This is a genomic window from Cellvibrio fontiphilus (assembly GCF_042646205.1).
GTDB lineage: Bacteria > Pseudomonadota > Gammaproteobacteria > Pseudomonadales > Cellvibrionaceae > Cellvibrio > Cellvibrio fontiphilus_A.
Genome location: NZ_JBHRTF010000006.1, coordinates 303489 through 329386, shown reverse-complemented (window position 1 = coordinate 329386; position 25898 = coordinate 303489). Strand labels below are relative to the sequence as shown.

General features: G+C 48.3%; 25 protein-coding genes. 11 read left to right on the top strand and 14 right to left on the bottom strand.

The annotated features are described in order from the left end of the window. Window positions 1–69 precede the first annotated feature (69 nt). From ACFODX_RS15270 to xthA, 3 genes are all read left to right on the top strand, one after another. Window positions 70–1002 (top strand): diguanylate cyclase, encoded by a 933-nt coding sequence (locus tag ACFODX_RS15270; protein WP_378120706.1) that lies wholly within the window; start codon window positions 70–72, stop codon window positions 1000–1002. A gap of 250 nt (window positions 1003–1252) precedes the next feature. Beyond that, window positions 1253–3325, top strand: a complete 2073-nt coding sequence (locus tag ACFODX_RS15265) for a carboxy terminal-processing peptidase (RefSeq protein ID WP_378120704.1) — start codon at window positions 1253–1255, stop codon at window positions 3323–3325. A gap of 66 nt (window positions 3326–3391) precedes the next feature. After that, window positions 3392–4204 carry an exodeoxyribonuclease III gene (gene xthA, locus ACFODX_RS15260; RefSeq protein WP_378120702.1) on the top strand — a complete coding sequence of 271 codons (813 nt, stop codon included), beginning with the start codon at window positions 3392–3394 and terminating at the stop codon, window positions 4202–4204. A gap of 53 nt (window positions 4205–4257) precedes the next feature. Here the strand turns inward: xthA and ACFODX_RS15255 are convergent, their stop codons facing one another. Continuing rightward, the gene (locus ACFODX_RS15255; RefSeq protein ID WP_378120699.1) at window positions 4258–5187 is read right to left on the bottom strand and encodes a LysR family transcriptional regulator; all 930 of its coding nucleotides are present in this window, start codon (window positions 5185–5187) and stop codon (window positions 4258–4260) included. A 132-nt stretch (window positions 5188–5319) separates the two neighbouring features. On the opposite strand from ACFODX_RS15255, the gene ACFODX_RS15250 reads away from it, so the two are divergent. Both ACFODX_RS15250 and ACFODX_RS15245 read left to right on the top strand, forming a co-directional pair. Beyond that, window positions 5320–5919, top strand: a complete 600-nt coding sequence (locus ACFODX_RS15250; RefSeq protein ID WP_378120697.1) for an FMN-dependent NADH-azoreductase — start codon at window positions 5320–5322, stop codon at window positions 5917–5919. Window positions 5920–5958: 39 nt separating this feature from the next. Next, window positions 5959–6810, top strand: a complete 852-nt coding sequence (locus tag ACFODX_RS15245; RefSeq protein WP_378120695.1) for a pirin family protein — start codon at window positions 5959–5961, stop codon at window positions 6808–6810. A gap of 94 nt (window positions 6811–6904) precedes the next feature. On the opposite strand, the gene ACFODX_RS15240 is transcribed toward ACFODX_RS15245, so the two are convergent. Further along, window positions 6905–7903 (bottom strand): acetylating acetaldehyde dehydrogenase, encoded by a 999-nt coding sequence (locus ACFODX_RS15240; protein ID WP_378120693.1) that lies wholly within the window; start codon window positions 7901–7903, stop codon window positions 6905–6907. A gap of 457 nt (window positions 7904–8360) precedes the next feature. Here ACFODX_RS15240 and ACFODX_RS15235 point away from each other — a divergent pair, with 457 nt between their 5' ends. Both ACFODX_RS15235 and ACFODX_RS15230 read left to right on the top strand, forming a co-directional pair. Next, window positions 8361–9617 (top strand): hypothetical protein, encoded by a 1257-nt coding sequence (locus tag ACFODX_RS15235; protein ID WP_378120691.1) that lies wholly within the window; start codon window positions 8361–8363, stop codon window positions 9615–9617. A gap of 22 nt (window positions 9618–9639) precedes the next feature. Beyond that, entirely contained in the window at window positions 9640–10668 is a 1029-nt protein-coding gene (locus ACFODX_RS15230) for a DUF6976 family protein (RefSeq protein ID WP_378120689.1), read from the top strand. 125 nt (window positions 10669–10793) lie between these two features. Here ACFODX_RS15230 and ACFODX_RS15225 read toward each other — a convergent pair whose 3' ends face one another. Further along, window positions 10794–11318 (bottom strand): hypothetical protein, encoded by a 525-nt coding sequence (locus ACFODX_RS15225; protein ID WP_378120687.1) that lies wholly within the window; start codon window positions 11316–11318, stop codon window positions 10794–10796. Between the two features lie 18 nt (window positions 11319–11336). Continuing rightward, window positions 11337–11726, bottom strand: coding sequence for a hypothetical protein (locus ACFODX_RS15220; protein WP_378120685.1), 390 nt, complete (start codon window positions 11724–11726; stop codon window positions 11337–11339). Between the two features lie 220 nt (window positions 11727–11946). Between ACFODX_RS15220 and ACFODX_RS15215 the strand changes: the two genes are divergently transcribed. Then, a complete protein-coding gene (locus ACFODX_RS15215) occupies window positions 11947–13776 on the top strand; it encodes an ABC transporter ATP-binding protein (protein WP_378120683.1) in 1830 nt (609 codons plus the stop codon). 81 nt (window positions 13777–13857) lie between these two features. On the opposite strand, the gene ACFODX_RS15210 is transcribed toward ACFODX_RS15215, so the two are convergent. The 4 genes from ACFODX_RS15210 to ACFODX_RS15195 are packed head-to-tail and all read right to left on the bottom strand — an operon-like array spanning window position 13858 to window position 16454. Beyond that, window positions 13858–14103: a hypothetical protein gene (locus ACFODX_RS15210; protein ID WP_378120681.1), complete on the bottom strand. Its 246-nt coding sequence runs from the start codon at window positions 14101–14103 to the stop codon at window positions 13858–13860. 4 nt (window positions 14104–14107) lie between these two features. Further along, the gene (locus tag ACFODX_RS15205) at window positions 14108–14653 is read right to left on the bottom strand and encodes a DUF2058 domain-containing protein (RefSeq protein WP_378120679.1); all 546 of its coding nucleotides are present in this window, start codon (window positions 14651–14653) and stop codon (window positions 14108–14110) included. 12 nt (window positions 14654–14665) lie between these two features. After that, window positions 14666–16288 (bottom strand): cryptochrome/photolyase family protein, encoded by a 1623-nt coding sequence (locus tag ACFODX_RS15200; protein ID WP_378120677.1) that lies wholly within the window; start codon window positions 16286–16288, stop codon window positions 14666–14668. Beyond that, window positions 16281–16454 carry a DUF2256 domain-containing protein gene (locus ACFODX_RS15195; RefSeq protein ID WP_378120675.1) on the bottom strand — a complete coding sequence of 58 codons (174 nt, stop codon included), beginning with the start codon at window positions 16452–16454 and terminating at the stop codon, window positions 16281–16283. The genes ACFODX_RS15200 and ACFODX_RS15195 overlap by 8 nt, the downstream gene beginning before the upstream one ends. Window positions 16455–16573: 119 nt before the next feature. Between ACFODX_RS15195 and earP the strand changes: the two genes are divergently transcribed. Continuing rightward, window positions 16574–17716, top strand: coding sequence for an elongation factor P maturation arginine rhamnosyltransferase EarP (earP, locus tag ACFODX_RS15190; protein WP_378120673.1), 1143 nt, complete (start codon window positions 16574–16576; stop codon window positions 17714–17716). A 160-nt stretch (window positions 17717–17876) separates the two neighbouring features. Continuing rightward, window positions 17877–18437 (top strand): elongation factor P, encoded by a 561-nt coding sequence (gene efp / locus ACFODX_RS15185; RefSeq protein WP_378120670.1) that lies wholly within the window; start codon window positions 17877–17879, stop codon window positions 18435–18437. Between the two features lie 48 nt (window positions 18438–18485). On the opposite strand, the gene ACFODX_RS15180 is transcribed toward efp, so the two are convergent. The 5 genes from ACFODX_RS15180 to rlmKL form a co-directional block, all read right to left on the bottom strand. Beyond that, a complete protein-coding gene (locus tag ACFODX_RS15180) occupies window positions 18486–19274 on the bottom strand; it encodes a hypothetical protein (protein ID WP_378120668.1) in 789 nt (262 codons plus the stop codon). 123 nt (window positions 19275–19397) lie between these two features. Next, on the bottom strand, window positions 19398–19991 hold the full coding sequence (locus ACFODX_RS15175; RefSeq protein WP_378120666.1) for a protein-methionine-sulfoxide reductase heme-binding subunit MsrQ: 594 nt from the start codon (window positions 19989–19991) through the stop codon (window positions 19398–19400). An 11-nt stretch (window positions 19992–20002) separates the two neighbouring features. Continuing rightward, window positions 20003–21010 carry a protein-methionine-sulfoxide reductase catalytic subunit MsrP gene (msrP, locus tag ACFODX_RS15170; protein ID WP_378120664.1) on the bottom strand — a complete coding sequence of 336 codons (1008 nt, stop codon included), beginning with the start codon at window positions 21008–21010 and terminating at the stop codon, window positions 20003–20005. Between the two features lie 40 nt (window positions 21011–21050). Continuing rightward, a complete protein-coding gene (locus ACFODX_RS15165) occupies window positions 21051–21902 on the bottom strand; it encodes a hypothetical protein (protein ID WP_378120662.1) in 852 nt (283 codons plus the stop codon). Between the two features lie 10 nt (window positions 21903–21912). Further along, entirely contained in the window at window positions 21913–24171 is a 2259-nt protein-coding gene (gene rlmKL / locus ACFODX_RS15160; protein WP_378120660.1) for a bifunctional 23S rRNA (guanine(2069)-N(7))-methyltransferase RlmK/23S rRNA (guanine(2445)-N(2))-methyltransferase RlmL, read from the bottom strand. A 299-nt stretch (window positions 24172–24470) separates the two neighbouring features. On the opposite strand from rlmKL, the gene rmf reads away from it, so the two are divergent. Then, window positions 24471–24695, top strand: coding sequence for a ribosome modulation factor (rmf, locus tag ACFODX_RS15155; RefSeq protein WP_324258706.1), 225 nt, complete (start codon window positions 24471–24473; stop codon window positions 24693–24695). Window positions 24696–24830: 135 nt separating this feature from the next. On the opposite strand, the gene ACFODX_RS15150 is transcribed toward rmf, so the two are convergent. Beyond that, complete coding sequence (locus ACFODX_RS15150) at window positions 24831–25859, bottom strand: quinone-dependent dihydroorotate dehydrogenase (protein WP_378120657.1); 1029 nt, start codon at window positions 25857–25859, stop codon at window positions 24831–24833. Window positions 25860–25898 lie beyond the last annotated feature (39 nt).

Genomic DNA, 25898 nt, shown 5'->3' with positions numbered 1-25898 from the left:
CCCGAACCGGGCTAGACCTCACCCTGCAGGCTAGCAACCAGTAGCAACACTTTGACGAGTAGCACCTCTATGCCGAGCCTTTTTCGCAAGACCATCGCCACAATCTCAGCCCTCTATCTTGCTTTCTATGCACTTGGCCCAACTGCCGCAGAACAAAAAACTGTGGTTACCAACATGAAATCCAATGTCCAGACGGATTACATGAATGGCCTTTTAAAACTTGCACTTTCTTATTCATCAACAAAGTACACCTTTGCAACCACGCCCGAGGTTTACTCCCGCCCAAGGGTTATGGAATCGGTTCGATCCGGCAGCATCTCCGTTATGTGGGGAGGTACATCAGAAGAAATGGAGCGCGACTTTATCCCGGTTAGAATTGATGCCTACAGAGGGCTGATGAATCATCGACTGTTTTTTATCCGCAAGGGTGATCAAGCACGCTTCGACAATATCTACAGCCTTGAAGATCTTAAAAAAGTAAGAATGGGCCAAGGACGCAGCTGGCAAGATGCGTCCATTCTGGAAAATGCCGGTTTCGAGGTAATAAAAGCAACTAAAAAACCCAGCCTGTATCACATGTTAGATGGTGGTCGATTTGATGCATTCCCCCGTGGCGCTAACGAGGTATGGACTGAATTGAATGCATTTCCTGAGCTGGCACTCACTGTAGAAAAACGCTTGGTTTTAATTTATCCCCTACCAACGTATTTTTTTGTTAGCCCCAAAGACCCTGAGCTGGCAAAAGACATAGAAAATGGGCTTGAATCGGCGATTAAAGACGGCGCCTTCGATAAATATTTTTACGGCAGCCCTGAAGTACAAGAAGCCTTGGAAAAGGCAGACCTACCCAACCGACGCGCCATTCGTATCGATAACCCCTACCTGCCCAAAGCAACACCACTAGACAGGAAAGAGCTGTGGCTTGATCTGACCCGTCAAATGCCAGCACCTGACGCTACCCCAGACACCACTATCCCGTTAGATAGCAGCGCGACTGATTAATAGCATTCCCTCGCCACCAAAGCACCTTAATAGACGAGCCAGGAAACTTTCTGGTATTAAAAGAATCCCTTTAACGCCCCCTGCCCGCCTTGGCGGGCACTCTCCTTTTAATCACCCTTTTCCGCTATCATGACCAAGGGGCTGCAGTTGTTTCGCCCTATGACAATATCGATCCAATGACGCGCCGCGTTTTTGACCTTTTGAGATGCTCTGTATGCAAATTGCTGTTGTGAGATTGTTAAAGTTTACAATGATCGGCTTTTTAATAGGACTTTCGCTGAGGGGGTTTGCGGCCACAGAAGAGCTGTCACCCACCCCCGAACAAAGCAAGGCAGTTGTCGATCTAGTAGAAAAACTCAACAAAGAGCACTACCGCGATCAAGAGCTTAACGACGCCCTCTCTTCCCGTTATTTGGATGAGTATCTAAAGTCACTGGATAATGCCAAGAATTTTTTCTTGCAATCCGATATCAACGAGTTTGAAAAATTTCGTAAAACCTTTGATGACGACTATAAAAAGGGTCAGTTGGACAATAGTTTTGCCATTTATAACCGGTTCGATAAGCGCATGGTCGAGCGCCTGGAAAAAGTCATCAAAGAATTAGAAGATCCAAAAACCAAATTCAATTTTGATGTAGAAGAATCAATCAGCATTGACCGCGAAAAAGCAGCTTGGCCCGCCGATGCCAAGGAAGCCGATAATTTATGGCATAAATACCTTAAATCAAACTTACTTAATTCCATGCTTGCGGGAAAAAGCCTGGAAGAAAGTAAAACTACGCTGCGCAAACGCTACGCCAATCAGTTGCGTAGACTCAAGCAACAAACTCCCGAAGAAGCATTCAGTGTGATGATGAACTCACTCACCACGCTCTATGATCCGCACACCAATTATTTATCGCCAGAGAATGCCGAAAACTTTGATATCAGCATGTCTCTTGAATTGCAGGGCATTGGCGCCGTGCTGCAGAGCGAAGACGATTACACCAAAGTAAGCAGCCTGGTTGTTGGAGGCCCGGCACACAAACAAGGCCAGTTAAAACCCAATGATAAAATTGTATCCATCGCACAGGGAGCCGACGGCGAATTTGTGGATGTGGTGGGATGGCGCTTGGATGAAGTTGTGAAACTCATTCGCGGCCCTAAAGGCACCATTGTTCGCCTGGAAGTTATGCCTGCTGATCCGACCGCGACAGTAAACAAACAAATTACTATTAAGCGTGAGACGGTAAAGCTGGAAGATCAAGCCGCCAAAAAAGCCGTTTTTGAAATTAAAAATGGCGATTCAATTTATAAGCTGGGCGTGATTGACATACCTACTTTTTATATGAATTTTGAGGCTTACCAAAAAGGTGACCCCAACTATAAAAGTACCACACGCGATGTTTACAACTTGCTGAATGAGCTCAATAAAGAAAAAGTTGACGGCATAATTATTGATTTGCGTGATAACGGTGGCGGCTCTCTGCCAGAGGCAGCAATGCTCACAGATTTATTCGTAGATCCGGGTCCGGTAGTACAAATTCGTCAAAGTGACGATACCATTTCACGCAATTATCGCGCCTACCAACCTGCAGTTTATCGCGCACCAGTTGCTGTATTAATCAACCGTTTGAGCGCTTCGGCATCAGAAATTTTCGCTGGCGCGATTCAGGATTACGGACGCGGTATAGTAATAGGCTCTACCACCTTCGGTAAGGGTTCGGTACAAAATCTGGTGGATTTAAAGCATGGCCGTTTAAAAATTACCGAAGCAAAGTTCTATCGTATTTCTGGCGATAGCACCCAGCACAGAGGAGTCATCCCTGACGTCACATTACCCAGCTTGCTGGACCCCAATGAAATTGGTGAAAGCAGCTATGATAATGCCCTGCCTTGGGATCGAATTCACCCTGCACCGCATCAGAACTACTACAACATCAGTAAGTTCCTGCCGCGCATTGAGACTGCGCATCAAGAACGTTTGGCGCAAGATCCCGAATTCATCTACCTGAACAAACAGAGCAATTTATTTAAAGAAGCTGCCGCAAAAAAAGAAGTTTCGCTGCGCCTTACCACACGTAAAGAAGAACAAAAACAACTTGAAGATCGCCTGTTAAAAATGGAAAACGAATTGCGCGCAGCTAAAGGAGAAAAGCCTTATGCAGACTACGCAGCACTCAAAGCAGACAAGGGTGAAACTGACAGCGAAGACGCACCAGAACAGGCACAAAACAAAGAGATAAACCCTAAAGAAGATCCCTATTTGATGGAAGCGGGTCATATTCTGGCGGATTTCATCGGTCAGCTCAAACCAGCCGAATCCAAAGTTGCCCAGCAATAATTTTCTCTAACCTACTAATTACACCCGGGCAGAAGTTGCCTGGGTGTTTTTTTAATGAGTTCAGTCATGAAGGCAATATCTTTTAACGTCAATAGCATACGTACCCGCCTGCACCAGCTCACAGCAGTGATTAATACACACAATCCGGATTTTATTGGGCTGCAAGAAACCAAAGTAAATGACCCCGACTTCCCCCTGCAAACAATTCAAGAACTTGGCTATCACGTAGAATTTTTTGGCCAAAAAACACATTATGGTGTCGCACTACTTTCAAAATATCCCTTCAAAAAAGTTATTAAAGGTTTCCCAACTGATGTGGATGATGCACAACGCCGTTTTATTGGCGGTGTTTTTGAAACTCCGCTTGGAGAAATCACTATTTACAATGGCTACTTCCCCCAAGGCGAGAGCCGTGACCATGCGGTGAAATTTCCAGCCAAGCGAAAGTTCTATGCAGACCTTATCGACTACATCGAACAATCAGAATCGCCAGATAAACAGCTAATCGTTATGGGCGATATGAATATTTCTCATCAGGATTTGGACATAGGCATTGGCGAGGTAAACCGGAAACGCTGGTTAAAAACAGGTAAGTGCAGCTTTTTACCGGAAGAGCGCGAATGGCTGGATAATCTTCTTGCGTGGGGGTTAAAAGACAGCTTCAGGGAGCATCACCCTGATGTGTGCGATTTATTCAGCTGGTTTGACTACCGCAGCGGCGGTTTTGAGGATACCCCCAAACGCGGCCTGCGAATTGACCTGATTCTCTTAACCAAAAGCCTGCAGGAGAAGTGCGTAGCCAGTGGTATTGATTACGATGTGCGCGCGATGGAGCGCCCATCAGACCACTGCCCCGTTTGGGTTGAATTTAAACAATAAAATGAAGGCGCCAATTAGTAATCGCTAATTGGCGCCCACTATCAGTTTACCGGCTACCCGCACATTTTAGGTAAATGAGTTTTCAATATTTCCGCCAATCTCCGCGTTGCGGGCCCGGCAAAATCGCGATCAGCAAAAGTAAGGTAAGTCGTTACCTCGCGCACCGCCCCCAGATCAACAGGCAAATACTTTAATTTTCCTGCCGCAATATCATCCTGAGTGTAAGCATCCGGTAGCCAGGCATACCCCAGACCAAGGCGAATCGCATCAAGCGAGGTTTTGATGTGACTCACCGTCCAGCGTTGATCGGCCTCCTGCCAGCCTTCACTGCGACGACGATACTGCCCCGAGTCGCGCACGATAATTTGTCGATGCTGACGCATATCCTCATAAGTAATGGGCCGGCCAAGGTGCTGCAATGGATGATCCGGGCTGGAAACACCACGCATAGTCACTGTAACCAGCTTTTCCCCCATAAAGCCGGTAGGAACTCGCCCTCCAATTGCCAGATCAACCTGGCGTTGTAGCAGCGCATCTTCAGTGCCACTGAGCACAGACTCAAACACTTCAACTCGTGTATCAGGAAAATCCTCTGCAAAAACAGCCAGGCACTGAAGCACACGCGCAGGAGGAATGATGATATCAGCAGCAATTTTCACCAAAGGCTCGACCTGTACCGACAAACAACTCGCCGACTTTTCCAAACGTTCAGCTTGCTCCAGCAACTGTTTGGCACGTCGATACAACAACTCACCTGCAGGTGAGGCTACAGCCTTTCGCCCCTGCAACTGAAATACTTTCACACCTAAAGCAAGCTCAAGCTGGGAGATGGCATAAGAAACGGCGGATTGGCTTTTGTTAAGCAACTCCGCTGCTTTGGCATAACCCCCAGCGTCTATTACCGCCAGCAGCGCGCGCCACTGTTCTAGCGTCACTTTATTTTCAGTAGTTACCAAACCTGTGGGAGTTTGATCCTGCATCATGATTTACCTGTAGCGGCCCAGTATCGATTAAATAATTAGATCATAAACCACTAAATATCACTATTTATCATTCATCACTCAAATCATTAAATAGCCTCATGGCAATAAGGCCAATTAAATGAGGACAATGAAATGGCAACTCTTTTACAAATTAATAGCAGCTTGTTTGGCGAAAATGGCAACTCCAGTCAACTGACCCAGGAGTTTGTGGCGCGCTGGAAAGAACAGCATCCTGAAGGCACAGTGACAGTTCGGGATTTTGCCAAAGAGTCTGTGCCCCACCTGGATGCAGCGCGTGTACAGGCGCTTTTCACACCAGAAACGGATCGCACAGCTGAGCAGCAAGCTGTAGTGGACTACTCGGATAAAATTATTGCTGAGATCCAAGCGGCCGATGTGATTGTAATCGGCGTGCCGCTGTATAACTTCGGTGTACCATCAACTTTAAAAGCCTATTTCGACCACATTGCCCGCGCTGGCGTCACGTTTAAATATACCGAGACAGGGCCCGTTGGACTGCTCGACAACAAGCCGGTTTATATAGTGGCAGCACGCGGTGGCGTTCACAAAGGCCAGCCAAGTGATACACAAAGCCAGTTTCTGACGAACTTCCTGAGTTTTGTGGGCCTCAAAGATGTACGTTTTATTTATGCTGAGGGGCTGAATATGGGCAAAAAAGATGAAGCCTTTAGTGCCGCCAAAGCAACCATCAGCGAGGAAGTGGCCGCCTAAGCGGCACTTCCAGCGCACAATCCGTTAAGGGGGTAAACCATGCAACGCCAGTTACAACAAATCCTTCAGGGACGCGAAACCAGTGACGGCGCCGGTGTGCGCATAAAACGTAGCCTTGGGCAAAATCAACATGCACGCTTTGATCCATTTCTGATGCTCGATGAATTCGGCAGCAGCAGTGCCGATGATTATATTGCCGGCTTTCCCGCACACCCTCACCGCGGCTTCGAAACTGTCACCTACATGCTGGAAGGCCATATGCTGCACGAAGACCACATGGGCAATAAAGGTCATTTGCGCAATGGTGATGTACAGTGGATGACAGCGGGACGTGGCATCATTCATTCGGAGATGCCACAACAAGAACAAGGGTTGATGCGTGGTTTCCAACTGTGGCTTAACCTGCCGGCAGCAGAAAAAATGAAGCCCGCGCATTATCGGGATATTCCGGCTGCGCACATACCCACCGCAGAATTGCCCGGTGGCGGGCAAATTAAAGTGATTGCAAATACTGCCGTAGTCAGCAACAACATCGTGAGCGGCCCAATACAGGGGTTATCCACCGAAGCTATTTATTGGGATATTCATCTGCCGATAAATGCAGTGTTTAACCACGCTATTCCGGGCGAACACAACACTTTCATTTATGTATACGAAGGTGATGTTGCCATCGGCGAGGACAAGCGAAAACTTACCCGGGGTAACGCCGGATTATTGAGCAAAGGCGATGAGCTGAGGGTTGAAGGGCTGCAGGAAAACACGCGCTTTCTGGTCATATCGGGCAAGCCACTGAAGGAACCCATTGTTCAATACGGCCCATTTGTGATGAATACAACGGATGAAATTGAACAAGCTATTCAGGATTACCGCGCAGGTACGCTGACCGGTTAAATCGCCATCAAACAAAAAGCATCGCCACCTTCCGGGTTAGCGATGCTTTTTAATAAACAAACACGCTTTACAAGATCACAATTTCAGCGCTGGATTAACATTCTTCCACCAAAGTACGCAAATCATCTTGCGTTTGTTTTTGGCAATTACATTCAATCAGCCTGACCTTTGCATATTGCTCCGCAACTGCTATGGCCGCGCAGTTGATGATATCCAAATTACCGGCATAGGTCGGCAAGTAATCGCCAACACCCTCAACAATCAGCTCAATTTGCACACCACCATCAATAAGCTTGGGCGATCCTTGCAATTGATAACCTGGCACATAGGTCTGCACCCGCTGTTCCATTTCATTCAAGGCAAGCTGCAACTTTGCAAGATCAATATTATCTGCATAGGCACAAATTCTATTTAACATAGGTTTGCCTGCATGTGCCTCGTTGCTCAGCAGTGCCACTTCAATCGACTCAATACCTGTGTATTTGTATAAACCGCTGCGAGTATTGCGATAATACTCTTCGATATTAGCAAGCGTTGCCGGCCCTATAGAATCAGGTGAAACCAGTGATGTAACGCTCAGCTGTTGGATATTAGGGATCACCTTCACCAGGGCCTGCGCCAGAGGAATAGAGGATTGACCGCCACAGGAAATCATACTGATATTTTTATTTTCCAACACTTCGTTCATCCCCAGCGCAGGCACGCAACATTCGCCGATTTGGGAAGGTGTCAGATCAATCGCAAAAATGCCCAACTGATCTAGGCACTGCGCATGCGCAACATGGTCTGCTGCAGAAGTCGCATCAAATACAATGTCACAATGAATATTTGGAGCAAAAAAAGTATTAATCCCTTTATCCGAAACCGGGATTCCCAAACCCTGGGCGTATTGCATACCCGCTGACTGCAAATTTCTTCCCGCAAAAATGACAGGTTCCAACCAAGCAGAGCGCTTAACTTTCAATAAAAGATCAGTACCTATTTTCCCCGTCCCCAGAATACCTACACGTAATCGACCGGAAAACTCCGAACCACTCTTATGTTTTTTATCTGCAAAAATATCATCCTTCAAAACTGATGTAATGAACTGCATAATCCAATCCTTAAAATTATCTCATCAACCGAATTTTTTCGGCTGCCACTATAGCGGCGCAACAATTTCACAATAATTTCAGAATGAGAACAGTAAGGATCAATTTTCGCGAAACACCTCGCATAAAATAAAAATCAAAGCCTATGAAAATCATATAAATATAAATTTATAAATATGATTATTTTTTGATTTATCTATGTAATTCATGAATTTTTTAAACAATACGGCAATCACGCAATTTTAAACGCCATAATTTTTTTGTTTTCTTGAAAAGGCCTACCATCTGATCATTCAGATGTTCATAATCGCGCGCCCGCCTCACAGGCAAAATCATAATAATGAATGGCGGATGAAAAAATCGTTTAACGATCATGACTGTACTTTGACCTGAGGTTTTGTCGAAGTGATTTTTTTTGACAATTGACAACCCTTAAAAACACAAAGAAAGGAGTATCAGATGGTTAAACAACCGAAATATTATTTTGAATCCATTCTGGGTATAGCAACACCTTGGTACATTCAAAACTTTGAAATTGATGAAAGAAATAAAATAATAAAAATCACCATTGGCTATCACACAGAAAAATCTGCTTTTTCGCTCTTCAGTAAAAAGAACGATACAAAAGCTTCAAGAATTGAACAGAACAATCAACAAAAGCGCTGGACACATACGCGAATCGGGCAATATAGCTGCCAGGTTATATCTTCTTTTTACGATTCAACTATTTGCACTGCAGGAATTGGCCGCGAAAGTTTATTGCAGCCTCATTTTATTGGTGAGGCTAATCGCACCTACACACATCAGTTGCGTCAGCAAGTGGCACTGGCAAATACACGAGGTCTAACTAGCGAAGCCATATCCTACATGTTACTGGTTGAGTTATCGCTGGTTGAAGAAATAATTAACGACATTGAAAAAACGCCAGAGACTTATAGGCAAGCATTGTTATTGCCAACCGAAATTGATCCCATCTGGGAAAACATGGTTTACGACAAGTTTCACCTAAAGACTCAATCATTCCCACTTCGCTTAATGCTCTCTAAAATAAAGTTGAATATTATTGACCCCAATATAAACAGCTCGATTAGTGAAGCTGTTACTGAGTTACGGAAATTTTTCATATCCCAAGTTAATCATTTGACTACAGAAGTTAGCCAAGTCTGTGCAATAACAGCTAAAAAGCAAGATACTGAAGAGCGCCAAACCGGAGCAGCCAAACTAGTATTGCCTGCGTTAAAAAATAGCATTTGGCTTAAACTTATCACCGGAAAACTTGACTTAAAATCCACCAATGTTCCGTTAAACTTATTTCTGGTTCGCTTACGTCACGCATTTTCACAGACAGATGACAACCAACAGCGAATCAATACCCTTAATTCACTGCGCGAATTCTTCAGAAAAAATGCACGCAACCTTAAGCGGGAATTGATTTTAATTAATCAATTAATGAATGCACCGGAAGATAGCCAATTTACACTTCCTGATGCGAGCAGTAGTGTCTGGCAGAAAATACTCAAAGACGACTCATTCATTCCAAGCTCCCATATTGCCTATAAATTATTATTAGCCAACCTGCGCTCACAACTATTGATGAATCCCGACCCTGTGGTTGAACTCAACGCTGCCCGCAAAATCAGAGACTTCATTAAACACAATCAGCGCTTTATGCAACAAGAGTTGCGTTTGGTAATGACCAACAGCCAAACATATTAATCTGTCACCCAAGGAGCAACCTATGGCATACGAAGCCGATATTAGTATTCGCAGCGAGCTCATCGGGCGCGCAGAACTTATTGAAAAAATAAACCGCGGTGATTATTTAGTAATTGCTGCAGATGAATCCCTACTGGCTGATCTACCATCCGGCAATTGGATAGCAGGTACAATCCCCTACTTTATGACAACAGAGGGTGGTAAGGCTGATCGCACATCGATGTTTGTACACACTATAGAGGGCGTACAACCATCCAAGGCACCGCGTATTGCTCTTTATGATGTCAATTCTATTTCCCGAATAGCACAAGAAGCGCCGGAACACGGTTTCACCATCGTAATTTTGCCAGCCATGTCAGAGATTCATTTGAGTTATGCGCAACATTCGCCTGAATACCCGAATATGTATTTCTCTCCCATTATTGGTTGGATTTCTGGTGTGCATTTGGATGAGCTGGGTAAAAATAGCGCCAAAGTTGGCTTTGGACCGGCGAGAGGCATGCTTTTTGATCAGCAAGCAGTTGCAATGCACATTCCACTGCCGGTAAATCAATTAGCGAACATAAATATTGTTAATTTATTTACCCAAGGAACAGGTCCGGAAATCAAATTTAAAAACACCGGCTTCAGCGCTAGCGATTGCACCATCAATGGTGAGCCAGCCAATCTCGTGGATTACATCAAACACGCCAAAATTGACACTCGTTTACCGCTGGTTGCGAATTATTCGGGCGTGATGGTCAATGTCAGTATCCAGCAGCTCGATGAATACAATAACAAAGTAGATTTATATGCACCGGTGTTTGCCGACATCAGTTATCGATTTGCCAAACCAGTAGACAATTATTTGGAAAGTTTTAACAAAGAATTATCTGCGTCAGCCAGCGAGGGAATCTCTTTCTCCTGCAACTGTATTTTGAATTATCTTTATTCTGAACTCGAAGGGAAAAAGACCAGAGATCTAACCGGCCCTATCACTTTTGGGGAGGTTGCCTATCAGCTGTTAAACCAAACCTTGGTATACCTGAGCTTAACAGGTGGCTCTCGCTAACCCGGTTATCAGCTTTTCAAGACTGTCTAATAATTAACAATAAATAATAAAAAGAATTACCGGCGGGAAATAAAAAGGCGGACATTGTAGTGTCCGCCTTTTGTTTTAGGAATGAGCCAAAAAAATTAACGGCCAGCACTATATGCCTGAATGTATTGTTGCAAGGTTTTTTCATTGCGGCGAATAAAATCTATGTCGGCTTGAGGAACGGCTAGCACTGCGGGGTCGGCTTTTTCTTTTAATTCTTTAGCCTGCTCTTCAGTTACCTTGCCTAGGTCACCCAATAAAAAATAAGCAGCTATAGCATTACCCAGCTTCGTACTTAAACGCATATATTCGCCTATCGACTTCCAGCCATGTTGACGCGCTACTTTAGTCGCCTGCTCCATTAAGTTTGCCTCGCGCAGTACGCGCTCAATTTGCTCATCTTGCTGCAGCGGCGATAATGCCTCAAACGTTTTAAATGACTCAGGGGTGAGATGATAGGCATCCACTGCTTGTACCAGTGGTGCCATGTCACGATTACTTTGCATCCAACGATTGACTGACTGCACATTCAAATTATTGTTGTCTGGCAGCAACTGCGCATTTGCGCTAACCGCAAGAAGGCCGAAAAAAAATAATTTACATACAACAAAAAAAGCGTTCATTTTTTATAACCAATCTATTTAAGAGACACGCAAACTGACGGCGGTGGTTAAAGACCACACCCAAAAGAAAAAGAACACCAGGAATGGTGTCAGTAAACCCAACGACAAGCCTGCAACCCCCTTGCCCTCGTAAAACGGATAAAACACAAAGAGTTGGATCAAGGTTGGAATCAGCGCGATAACAAAACTGCGTGCAAAAGTACTACTTGCATAAATGGGTAGCAAAAATAACAAGCCCCATAAACCGCCCCACACAATACGCGGATACATCCAATGGGGTGATACCGAGCCAGACAGACGCACATTTAACGACTGTGTGATTCCGTAATAACTGAACAACCACATCACCACACACATAACTAACCCACCCAAACAACCTGCGCCGAATACCGTCAATGCATTTCTCATAATCACCTACTTATTACTAATCATTAATAACCGGAGCATTACCAGCCTTGGTGCTGTTTATTTTGCCCCTCGCAAAGGTATCGGGCGACAGTGTAGCACCGCAACTTAACACTTGGTTACACGAAGTCCCCGGAGTGAGCTGCTACAATAGCCGCACAGTTTTTAGCCAGCACTTTCCGGCGAAAACCCGTTTCATTCATTTATTACCGGCGATTGTATTATGTTTCGTTTTTTTGAAAGCCTGATAAAACCCTTTCCGCCTGAAGAACCCACCAGCCCACCCAAAACCCTCTATGCCTTTTGTCGCCACTACAGCCGTGGCGCTGAGTTTTATTTAATCGCCATGGCACTATTCACCGGCCTGATTGCGGTTTTGGAGGTGTCGCTCTTTGGTTTTTTGGGCGATTTGGTGGACTCACTCAACCAACACTCGCCTTCCAGCTTTTGGGCGGAATCGCGCCGTGAATTACTTTGGATGAGTTTTATTCTGCTGGTGGGTTTGCCGCTGTCGGTGTTGATGCACTCACTATTAATGCACCAAACCCTGCTCGGCAATTTCCCCATGCGCATTCGCTGGCAGGCGCATCGCTACTTGCTGGGGCAGAGTTACCAGTTTTATCAAAATGAATTTGCCGGTCGCGTCGCTACCAAGGTGATGCAAACCGCGCTGGCAGTGCGCGAAACCATTATGAAATTACTGGATGTGCTGCTCTACGTTATGGTGTATTTCAGCAGCATTCTGGTGCTGGCTTTTGCGCTGGATTGGCGCCTTGCCCTGCCGCTGATTGTGTGGTTTTTTGCCTATTGCGGTTTGCTCTATTACTTCTTACCGCGACTTTCCAAAATCTCTACCGCGCAGGCTCACGCTCGCTCAGACATGACCGGCCGCTTGGTAGATACCTACACCAACATTTCTACGGTTAAATTATTTTCGCATTCCAATCGCGAAGCCGATTATGCCAAACAGGGCATGGAATATTTTTTAACCACGGTACACCCGCAAATGCGACTTGCGACTTTGTTGGGCACTAGCGTTTGGGTGATTAGCGTTATTCTTATTTTTTCCATTGCCGCCACATCACTCTGGTTGTGGTCTAGTGCCGCGATTACCACCGGTGCTATCGCCGCTGCTGTGGGTTTGGTGCTGCGTTTAAACGGTATGGCGCAGTGGATTATGTGGGAAGTCTCTGCCCTGTTTGAAAATATCGGCACCGCTCGGGATGGGTTAAATACTCTGGCGATTCCCCGCGACGTTCAGGACAAACCTCAAGCCAAAGCCTTGGTGGTACAACAGAGCGCGATAGATTTTCAGGCGGTTTGTTTTAATTACGGCAAACCCCAAGGCCTGCTACAACATTTTAATTTGCACATTAAGCCCGGTGAAAAAATTGGTTTGGTGGGCCGCTCTGGCGCGGGCAAATCCACACTGGTGAATTTACTGCTGCGTTTTTACGATGTGGATGCCGGCAGCATTCTGATCGACAACCAAAACATAGCCGAGGTCAAACAAGAGAGCCTGCGCGCGCAAATTGGTATGGTGACTCAGGATACCTCGCTACTGCATCGCTCAATTCGCGACAACCTGCTCTATGGCAAACCCGATGCGACCGAAGCCGATATGATTCGCGCTGCACAACAAGCGGAAGCTCACGATTTTATTATGGGCTTGAGCGACAACGAGGGGCGCACCGGTTATGACGCCCACGTGGGCGAGCGCGGCGTGAAGCTCTCTGGCGGCCAGCGCCAGCGCATTGCGATTGCGCGCGTGCTAATCAAAAACGCGCCCATTTTAATTATGGATGAAGCGACTTCAGCGCTGGATTCAGAAGTGGAAGCGGCGATTCAAACCAATTTAACCACACTCATGCAAGGCAAGACGGTGATTGCGATTGCCCACCGTTTATCCACGATTGCGGCGCTGGATCGTTTAATTGTGTTGGACAAAGGCCAGATTATTGAACAGGGAACCCACGCTGAACTCATCGCCTTAGGCGGCGTTTATGCGCAGCTGTGGGCGCATCAATCGGGCGGTTTTTTAGGCGAGTTTTAATTTTTTATTTAGATGTTAAAAAAAAATCGGCGGGTCACACCAACCCGCCGATTTTTTATACTAGACCTTGCACTGTGAGCTTTATTTTTTAGCGAAGTACATATCCCAAATCACCAAGACAATGCCTACAAAAAAACCAATATGCGCAACCACAGCTCCCAGGGCAAACAACCAGCCCATCCACAAAGCGCCGCCGGTTTCCGGGTTAAACAAGCTGTAAAGCATGATCGGTGCGGCACAAACAAGCACCAACATTAAACTGAGCGCAATAATTTTTATACCGCGTGGCGATTGACTGCGCAGCACCGCGCGGATGGGGTTCCACATAGCCCTACCACATCAAATCATCGGGGATGACATAATCCTTGTAGGGGTCATCTTCATCGACTTTGTTGTCTTGTTTGGTATTGGCAACCACTACGTATTTTTCATCGCGCTGGGCGATTTTATCGGCCACTATGCGCGGCACTAATTCATAGCCCTCGCCGAGTTTCACAACCGCTAACAGGCCACGGGCAATTTGCTCTAGCACCAGTGGCGATACCCGCATTTTTTTAATCAGTTTGCCATCGGTAAAGTTGTATTCCACATCGTTTTCACCGGCGCCTTTTTTCTGGCGATGATTTTCAATCAGTTGTTTGATTTGGGCGGCTATGGCTTTTTGTTGCAACTCCAAATCCCGCTGGCGATTTAATTCGCGGTCGCGCTCAGCTTTTTCCAAACGCGCTTGCTCGGCGGATTGTTTTATTTCATCCACTTTTTCTTCGTTGGAGCGGCGCGCCACATTATTTTCTTTGCGCTTTTCTTTGTTGGCTTGTTTCGCTTTTTTGGTGTCGATTAAACCGGCTTTTAACAGTTGATCTTGCAGTGAGGCCATAAAAAATTCCGATCAAGTCTGGTGATTGGCGAGGTAGTTAGTGGCTGAATAGTGTTCCCTAACCCACTGCGCGCGTTTGGCGATAGCTGCGCGTTTTTCCGCGTTGTGATTATCCAGGTGTTTAACCTGCAAGGCCAAACGCGGGTGATTTGCAAATCGCGCGCGATGCGTTGCCAAAAATTCCCAATAAAGCGTAGTGAAAGGACAGGCGTTGTCGGTCTCGGCTTCATCGGGTTTATAGCGGCAGCCAGCGCAGTAGTTGCTCATTTTGGCAACGTAGCGGCCAGTGGCAATGTAGGGCTTGGACGCCATTATGCCACCATCGGCGTATTGGCTCATCCCTAAAACATTCGGTAGTTCTACCCACTCCACGGCATCCACATACATGGCCAAATACCAGGCGTGAATCTGATGCGGCTGGGTTTGCCACAGCTGGGCAAACAAGCCCGTCACCATCAACCGCTGAATGTGGTGACCGTAACCATGATCCAGTACTTGCTGAATGCTCTGCGCCAAACACCGCATATCCACCTGCCCCGTCCAGTAAAAATCCGGCAGGTTATGCCGGGCATCCAGCGCATTCATGCTGTGCCAATCCGGCATCAAACTCCAATACAAACCGCGCACAAATTCGCGCCAGCCCAGAATTTGGCGAATAAACCCCTCCACGGCATTCAGTGGCGCCTTGCCCTGTGCATAGGCTTGCTCGGCGGCCTGAATCACTTCCAGCGGCGACAGCAGTTTGAGGTTAAGCGCTGCCGATAGCCGCGAGTGGTAGAGCCAGGGTTCATTAGTCCACATGGCATCCTGATACTCGCCAAACAGCGGCAGTTGCTTGGCGATAAAAAACTCCAACAACTGCAGTGCCTGTTGGCGCTTCACCGGCCAGCCGAAACTCATCAAGTTGCCGGGGTTGTCAGGCAACAGGCGAGTGACGGTGCTTATAGCCGATTGGGTAATCTCATCCGCAACAAACAGCAACGCCTCGTCCAGCAGCCCCGGCCCTTGGCTGGAGAAGGTGCCGCGATTGTCTTTGTCGTAGTTCCAATCACCGCCTTCGGGTTGGTCGCCGCGCATAAGAATGCCGGTGCGCTTGCGCAACTGGCGATACCAGTACTCCATGCGCCACTGCTTTTTACCCTTTTGCCAAGCGCTGAACTCACCGGGTTTGGCGATAAAGTGATTGTCTGCCAACAACTCCAGCGGCAGTTGCCGGTCAGCACAATAGTGTTTGAGGCTCTGCAGTACCCGATAATCCCCCGGCAGCACCAGCTTCAGGCTCTGCACCTGATACTGTTGCAGGCTGTGCGCCAGCGCGCTGGTTAAACTCTGATGCGCCGAGTTGATTGTCGCCTTACCTTCGTTTGGCGATAAGTCGCTTGTATCCAAGGATAAATAATCCAGCGGCAAACCTTCGTCGCGCAGGCTCTGGGCAAAGTGGCGCATGGCCGCCAAAAACAGCACGCTGCGCTGCTTGTTGGAGGGCACGTGAGTGCTCTCCTCCATGACTTCGGCCATCCACAGGCGATCTTTTTGGGGGTCAAAACCTTCGAACAATAAGCTATCGCGGTTGAGCTGATCGCCGAGAATCAGGCATAAATGGCGAATCGCTTGCCGTGCTTGGGTATTAGGCATGGTGTGAATTGTCCCCAGTGGTTTTGGGTGAATGTTTACGCGCCGCGGCGCCACAGGCTTTGGAGCAATACTTAACCTGCTCCCAATCGCGCTCCCACTTTTTACGCCAGGTGAAGGGGCGCTGACAGTAAACGCAGGTTTTTTGCGGCAGATGTTGTTTTTTCATGATGTTGTTTTTTCATAGCGATATGGCCGTGCAGCTTATGGCGACAGAATACGTTGCCGCTGCCCACTGGTATCATTCGCGTCTGTTTTTAATCCCAACTGGTTAACTGCATTCTGCCTATGACTTCTACTACCCCCAATAGCTGGGACATTTTTTGCCGCGTGGTTGATAACTTTGGCGATATAGGTGTCTGCTGGCGGCTCGCCCGCCAATTAATCAATGAACACCACCAAAACGTGCGTCTGTGGGTAGACGACTTGAGCGCACTCACCCGTATTTGGCCAAGCGCGCAAGTCAGCCCACAACAATGGCTGGAAGGCGTTGATGTGCGCCACTGGCCGGTGGAGTTTGATCCTACTATTGAACCCGCAGCGGTGGTGATTGAAGCCTTTGCCTGCGACATGCCCGCATGTTTCCTGCACACCATGGCAGCGCGCAAAAACCAGGCACAAGCACCGCGCTGGATCAATTTGGAGTATTTGAGTGCAGAACCTTGGGTGGAGGAGTGCCATGGCATGGCCTCGGTTCACCCCGCCACCGGGCTGCGCAAGACTTTTTTCTTTCCCGGTTTTACCCAACGCACCGGCGGCCTGTTGCGCGAGCAAACGCTGTTGGCCGAGCGCGATGAATTCCAGGAAACTGCACGGCACACATGGCTTGCGCAGCTGGGTATTGAACCCGCCGCTGACAGCTTATTGATTTCACTCTTCGCCTACGAAAACCCGGCGATAAATGGCCTGCTGCAGGCGTGGCAGCAATCGCCCCAGCCGATTTACTGCCTTGTGCCGGAAGGGAAAATTCTCAGCAGTATCAACACCTATCTGGGTAAAACCCTGACTGCGGGGGATAGTTATAGCAGTGGCGCGCTCACCCTCAAGATCATTCCCTTCCTGATCCAAACGCAATACGACCAGCTGCTCTGGGCCTGTGACATCAACTTTGTGCGCGGGGAGGATTCTTTAGTGCGCTCACTCTGGGCGGCAAAACCCATGGTGTGGCACATTTATGTACAGGAGGAAGACGCGCATCTGGTCAAATTAAATGCATTTCTGAATCAGTACGCGCCGGAGTTACCTACGTTAAATATCGCACTTCAGCAATTCTGGCGGGATTGGAATGAACAGGGCTATAGCGATGCAAGCTGGGACCAGCTCATAAAATGGCTGCCGCAGTGGCAGCAACACGCCCGCCGCTGGAGCGACCAACTGAGCCAGATGCCTGATTTGGCCCGACAACTTATCAACTATTGCCAGCAAACTTGAGCCAATACGGCCTTGTGCAGGGCAAAAAGCACTACAGAAAAGCCATAAACAACTGTATAGTAGCGCGCCTATTTTCACCTTTGGGGAGCCTTGGCATCACGCGCTGCGTGGTCTTGGGTCGCCCTGCTCTTACATTAACCATTGCAAATCAGGATCTACCATGAAAATTGCACAAGACTGTCGCGCTGGCAACGTCGTAATGATCGACGGCTCACCCTGGGTTATCCAAAAAGCGGAATACAACAAATCTGGCCGTAACTCTGCTGTTGTAAAAATGAAGCTGAAGAACCTGTTGAACGGTATCAATACTGAAACCGTATACCGCGCTGACGACAAGTTCGAAGACATCCAATTGGATCGCAAAGAAGTAACCTACTCTTACTACGCTGACCCAATGTACGTATTCATGGACCCAGAGTTCAACCAATACGAAGTAACTGCAGAAGAATTGGGCGACCTGTTGCCCTGGATGGAAGATGGCATGGAAGACGTGTGTGATGCCGTGTTCTACGAAGGTAAAGTTATCTCTGTAACTCCACCTAACGCAATCACTCGCGAAGTGGCTTACACCGAACCTGCAGTGCGTGGCGACACCTCTGGCAAAGTGATGAAAACCGCAAAACTCAACAACGGCACTGAATTGCAAGTGGCTGCGTTTGTTGAAATCGGTCAGAAGATCATCATCGACACCCGCACCGGCGAATACAAATCACGCGCTTAATCGCGGATTAGTTTCGCAATAAAAAATGGCGCCCTGGGGCGCCATTTTTTAGGGTGTCTGTTTAAGCTGCACGTAAAGCCTGTTGGTTGCCGTTTGCAGCAATGACAACTGAATTGCGCTATCGCCCTGCACAAATTTATGCACCTCGGCATTGCCATCCGCACGTAAAACTTCGTGGCTGAAACCAGCATCCACAAATCCCTTCAGGTAATGATCAAGCGCGTCGGTTAATGCCGCTCTGCCTTCGTAATCTACCGTTAACAATTCGCCATCACGCGCAAACGCGGTACGCACCAAACCGGGGAAGCGCGCCACCGGGCCTGGGTCAATACCACTGACATCGCGCTCGGGCAAAGCCTTGTTTAGGTCAATGTTAGGCATCATTTGCTCCACCTGATTTTTTAGCTCAGGTACTACATTTTGCGCCTGCTCCACCAACTCCAAGGCTTGAGCCTGAGCTTGGGCTTTGACTTCTGGCACCACATTTTCCAAAGGCTGGGTGAGTTCCTGCAGCGGCTGTTTAAGCTGTTCAAGTGGTTGCCCGAGTTGCTCTAGCGGCTGTGCCAGCTCCGTTAAAGGTTGTGTGACCTCCTCCAGCGATTGCGCAAGTTCTGGTGAAAGCTGTTGTAGTTGTGCCAGTGCATTTTCTGGAATCAGCGAACCCATATCACCCGAGGACGCTTTGCCCCATAACCAAGCAGCTATGGAAATCAGCAACCAGAGTAACAATGCCACCAGAGTGAGAATCACCACCCCGATAATAATCCAGGTGCGTTTTTTAATACGCCCTAAAAACGACATCGCTTTCATTGCCCCACCGGTATTGTGCATATTCATGGAATGTTTCTCTCATCAAATTGATTTAATAAAAACTGATTTTTAATCCTTAACACCTGGATTACTCAATTCAAAACACACCATTCATCACACCATAAACACCTACACCTCATTCGCGAAAGATTATTTTTGCTGCAGCGCCCAATAGCAGCGCGGCAATAAAACCAGTAACAACACCACACCCAAAACCGTCGCCTCAAAATAACTGGAGCGCACCTGCATTAATACATGAATCCAGCCCAATATGGCGATGAGATAGATGGACTTGTGCAGACGCATCCAGTTGGCACCCATGCGCCGCATCATGCGCTGGGTAGAAGTAATGCCCAAGGCAATAAGCAAAACAATCGCCGGCAGTGTGACCAGAATATAAGGTCGCTCGACTAATTCTTTCGCAAAGCGCGACACATCCAAACCAAGAATAAACACCAAAAAAGCAGTCATATGGAGCAGCGCATAAAACAAAGCGAACAAACCCAGCATGCGGCGATGGGCTTGCAGCCAGCGAAATTGTAAGTAGCGGAATTTAATTAAACGGCGCAGCGGCGTTACCGCCAGGGTGATAAATAAAAAATACAGCGCCCATTCGCCCGTAAATAATACGATGGTGCTGGCGGGGTCGGCGCCGAGTTGTTGAGTGAGCGTTTGATAAACAATAAACGCCAAGGGAATCAGCGAGCAGAAAAAAATAACCAAGCGGCGCCACACAACAGGCATTAGTTTTGGCCTCAATAAAATTTACGCAAATCCATGCCTTTATACAGGTGCGCCACCTGCTCCGCATAACCATTAAACAATTGGGTGGGAATAATGTTGGGTTTTAGCAGACCACTCGGCAAACGCCGCTCCTCTGCCTGGCTCCAGCGCGGGTGACTCACCTGTGGATTTACATTCGCATAAAATCCATATTCATCCGGTGCCAACATGCTCCAAGTAGTTTTGGGTTGTTTTTCCGTGAATTCAATTTTTACGATGGATTTAATGTATTTAAAACCGTACTTCCAAGGCACCACCAAACGCAGCGGCGCACCATTTTGATTGGGCAAAACCTTGCCATATAAACCTACCGCCAGCGTGGTGAGTGGGTGCATGGCTTCGTCCATGCGCAAGCCTTCGCGATAGGGCCAATCGATGGTGCTGAAGCGACTTTTTTGTTCCGGCATTTCTGAAGGTCGCTCAAGTGTGGTGAAGGCAACAAATTTTGCGTTGCCGGTTGGCTCTACACGCTTGATTAAATCTGCCAGCGAAAAACCTATCCAAGGCACTACCATCGACCAAGCCTCCACACAGCGCAGGCGATACACGCGCTCCTCCAAGGCCACACCTTTTAATAAATCCTCCAAGGTATAAGTACCGGGCTTGGCAACTTCACCAGCAATTTCCACCGTCCAGGGGTGCGCGGTCAGCGTGTGGGCATTCGCAGCGGGATCGGTTTTGTTGTAACCAAACTCGTAAAAATTGTTGTAGCCAGTGACATGCTCGTAGGGAGTGAGCGACTCCGTCAGCTGGGTTTGAGCTGCCTTGGCGCTGGCAATTTGTTGCTTGAGCCAATCCGGGCCTTTGACCTCGGCCTCTGCCACATGCGCAGGCTCCGCTAAAACACGCGGCGCGGCTGACATGCCAATACCCAGCGCAGCTACACTCATGGCACCGCGCATAAATTCACGGCGCGCCTTGTAAATTGCTTCGGGGGTAATCTCGGAGGATGGAATATCACTGGGTTGTTTGATCAGCATAGCGCCCTCGGTGTAACGCCTTTAAGTTTCACGCCGGAATTTAGCGTCTTACAAACACAAGGTTTTTACCTTGGTAATCACACACATAATAAAGTTCACCCAAGACGGAACAATATTCAGCGCTCAAGCCAGCAGGCGAGTTGATCGCTTCACTCACCGCCATGGCGGCTTTATCTTGTTTTAAAAACCCAAACATGGTTTCAAAGCGCTGGGCGAAATCCAAGCCTTTGGTTTGTAAATCTTGATAAAGAAAGGCGAACTTGCGATAACTCATGGTCACTCCACAGAGTCCAATTTCACACATCTTGGCGATGTACTGTTGGTAAGCTGCGGCCAAGTCATAGGCGCGACCAGTTGATGCGGGCAATTCCATTTTATTCGCTGCAGTTAACACGCCCGGGGTTAAACGGTGATTGGCACGATTACCGGTTAAGCGATAACTGACTTGCCCACATACCAGTTCAGACTGCCGTAGCTCGCACTGGTCCGCTGCATTCGCTTGAACAGTATTACGCAGTGTGGCACGCGCAGGTTCACTGGTATGCAACGGCCTTGGCGCTGAATGGGAAGGGCTAACACTGGTTGCATCCACCGGCGCCGTTGCTGCTTGTGCCGCCGGTACAGCAGGCGATTTTTTACTGGGTGCAACCAAAGCAATCCCATTGCGCTGCGCCGGGCGTTTTAGCAACGAGAACTGCACCTGTTCATTATTTTTTTTAAATTGATGAAACGGCGGCAGCTGTTTGGTTTGCGCCTTGGCTTGTAACTGGCAGTAGACCTGCTCGTAATAAGTTTCTGCCGCCGCAAAACAAAATTGATTAGCATCTGCGCCACTACTGAGCAGCATCATTATAAAAACACTGGCATTCAGGTAGCGCATAAGCCTGCTCATGGTTGGGGGTTTAGTGTCGAATCAGCCAGCACTGGTGGATTTTGCCATTGCGTTTGAAATCCTCATCAATCGTGCGCGCACTAATATCTTCAATAGTGAAATTCGCCAGTGCGTCGCTGTCCAATTTAAAACTGCGCAGGTTGTTGGAGAAAATCAAAGTACCGCCTTCTGCCAGCGAGCGCATAGCATGGTTAATCATGCTCACATGATCACGCTGTACGTCCAGCACATCTTCCATGCGTTTGGAATTGGAGAAGCTCGGTGGGTCGAGCAATATAAGATCAAACTGTTGATCGTTCTGCTCCAACCATTTTAAACAGTCGGCCTGCTCCAAACGGTTGCGCGATTCACTCAAACCATTTAACGCAAAATTTTTGCGCGCCCAGTTGAGGTAAGTGTTGGACATATCCACACTCACCGTATAACGCGCACCTGCCATAGCAGCATGCACACTGGCGGTAGCGGTGTAACAGAATAAATTCAAAAAGCGCTGGTCTTTAGCCATATCGGCAATCATGAGGCGCACCGGGCGGTGATCCAAAAACAAACCGGTATCCAAATACTGCCACATATTAATGTGCAGCTTGGCAGCGCCCTCCTGCACACTGAACAGGTCGCCGGTGGGGCGCTCACTCAGCTTTTCATACTGGCTGGTACCTTTATTGCGCCGGCGCTGTTTGTAGCTGATGTTCGCTGCGGGAATATCCAGCGCAAAGGGCACGGCCATTTCAATTTCTGCAAAACGCGCTGCTGCTTTTTCTTCATCAATGGATTTAGGGGCAGCGTATTCCTGCACATGGGCATACAACTGCGGTGCGCGATTAGGTTGGGTCTGGCCGCGATAAATATCAATCGCCGCGGCATATTCCGGCATATCGGCATCGTATAAACGATAACAACTGATGTTGTTTTTCTTCGCCCATTTTTCCAGTTGTTTCATATTTTTTTGCAGGCGGTTAACCAGCATCTGCGCACCATTAGTCAGTGCGGCGGCCTGCTCTTTTTTGTTTTCAACTTTTACCTTGGCCTCGGCTTGTTCGCGCACCTCGGCATCTTTACTGAAGCGGGCGTCTTGCTCTACGCGGCTTTGCACAAAGGCATCGGCGTTAATAGAGAATATCAGCAATTCGCTGGCGATAGTGCCGTTAAAAAATTTGTATTTTTTATCCGCGCGCAAACCCATTTGTTTGCCCAGCTCCGGGTTACCGGTAAAAACACCGGCGCGCCAACCTTGGAATTCATTACGCAAACGCTCACCCAAGTGGGCGTAAAGTAATTTGAGCGATTCGATTTCCCCCAAGCGCTCGCCGTAAGGCGGGTTGCTCAGTACCAAACCAAATTCCATGGCGTGGTTGTGGGTGGGTTTTACAAAATCTTTTAATTCTTTGCGGCTGACACGCAGCCAGTGATCCAACTCGGCGCTGACAATATTTTCCTCTGCGGCGCGGATCACTTTAATATCGGCATCGTAACCGCGAATTTCCGGCAGATTGTCCCGCGCGAGGCCGGCTTTTTTGCGTGCAAAGGCTTCATCGCGCAGCTCCAACCAGATATCGCTGCGGTGATTGAGCCAGCGCTCAAAACCAAAGCTGCCGCGCAGTAAACCGGGGGCAATATCCGCCGCGATTAACGCTGCTTCAATCAAGATGGTGCCCGAACCACACATAGGGTCGAGCAGTGCGCCACCTTGCGCGGCAATCTCCGTCCAGCCGGCGCGCATCAAAATGCCGGCGGCAAGGTTCTCCTTCATGGGTGCACTGCCCTGTTTGATGCGATAACCACGGCGGTGCAGGCTGTCGCCCGACAGGTCGATACTGACAATCACTTTGCTCTTGGCAAGGCGCACATTGACGCGCAGATCCGGGTCGCGTTTGGCGACCGAGGGGCGCTCGCCGCTGAAGTCGCGCAGGCAGTCCACAATGGCATCCTTCACCTTCAGGGCGCCGAATTGGGTATTGCGGATGCCATCGTTAGTGCCGATGAAATCTACCAGCAAACTGCCGCTGGGGCTCAGATGCTCCTCCCAGCGCAGCTCGCGCACACCGTCGTACAGTTCCTCCTGGCTGTTGGCCTCAAAACTGGCCAAGGGCAGCAGCACCTTGTTGGCAAGGCGCGACCAGAGGCAGACCCGGTAGGCGGTTTCTATCTCACCCGAGAAATAGATGCCTGCCACTGTCTCGCGCAGCTCTTGGGCGCCCAGGGTTTGCAGTTCGGTGTAGAGCAAGCCTTCCAGCCCTTTGGGGCAAGTGGCGAAGTATTGATAAGTCATTAATGCTTCCAGGATGAACTTTTGTGCCAGAGTGAACTTTTATGAATGCCACCTGACTAAAACAAGGTGTTTGTCATTAAGTTGTCAAATACATTTGCTAGGCCGATATGCCATATAGAACGGCCTATGTATAAAAATTTAATCGTTCACGGTTCAGGTTAAATCTGGTGTACTCACCAAACCTGTCAATTCCAAGGAGAACCCAAGAAACAGTCATACCGGCAAGTGAAAGACCGCAACACCGCTTTCGTCGATAAATTTATCTATCGATAATCCACAACTTAGAGGTGCTATTACTGATGAAACGTCAAAAACGTGACCAAACAGAACGCGCATTTGTAAAAGGGTATCAAGCAGGTATTGATGGGCGTTCAAAAAGTCTCTGCCCCCATGAAACTGGCCAAGCTCGCCAACAATGGCTGAGTGGCTGGCGCGAATCGCGCATCGATCAATGGGATGGCTACAGCCGTTTGGCACAGGTTCAAAAAGTCAGCAACATTCAACCCATGTCCATGAGTGGTTAAACCTACCTTGGCAACCACTTATTTAGTACTCCACTAACACTGAGTACACTCAACAGACCGATTAATTATTTATCAATCATGTCCAATGAATAAGCCCGCTACTGCGGGCTTCGCTGTTTCTATAACCACCAGAAATTACAAACCCTTTTGGTAACTGGCGATACCTCCTGCTGCTCGTGCGACCAGTGCCGGACCTTCGTAAATAAACCCGCTATACACCTGCACCAGGCTGGCGCCCGCGCGAATTTTATCGGCCGCACTGGCACCATCCAAAATCCCACCAACGCCGATGATGGGCAACTTACCGCCCAAACACGCATTCAGGGTTTTTACTACATAAGTGCTTTTGTCGCGCACCGGCAAACCACTTAAACCACCTGCCTCATTGCCGTTTTCGTATTCTTCTACGCCCACACGGGTGATGGTGGTATTGGTGGCAATCACGCCGTCCATACCCTCTTGCAGCAACACACCAGCAACCTGGTGGATCTCGCTTTCATCCATGTCAGGTGCGATTTTTACCGCAATCGGCACATAGCGGCCGGTCGCTCTATGCAATTCAGCCTGCGCTTTTTTGAGCGGCGCCAGGAGTTGCGACAGCGAATCGCCAAACTGTAAATTGCGCAGGCCAGGGGTATTGGGCGAGGAAATGTTGACGGTGATGTAATCGGCGTAGTCATAGACCTTGCGCAAGCAGATCAGGTAATCGTCAACTGCATTTTCTACCGGCGTCACCGCGTTTTTGCCGATGTTAATGCCCAAAATGCCTTTGTAGCGGCGCTTTTTCACCTGTTCTACCAAGTGATCCACACCCTTATTGTTAAAACCCATGCGATTGATGATGGCCTGAGCTTCAGGAATGCGGAACAAGCGAGGCAAGGGGTTGCCCGGCTGCGGGCGCGGGGTAATAGTGCCAATCTCCACAAAACCAAAGCCCAGAGCGCCCAGCGCGTTGAAGTAATCGCCGTTTTTGTCCAAGCCTGCGGCCAAACCCACGGGGTTATCAAATGTGAGGCCCATCACCTGTACCGGATTACTTGGCACCTTGGCAGTAAAAAGCCCAAGCAGGCGTAAACGCTCGGCAGCACCAAGCATATCCAGACTGAGTTCATGGGAAGTTTCGGCGTCGAAGCGGAAAAGCACATCGCGAATTTGCTGATACATGGCAGGCTCTTGGCGGATCAATAAGGAGATTCAAGGGAG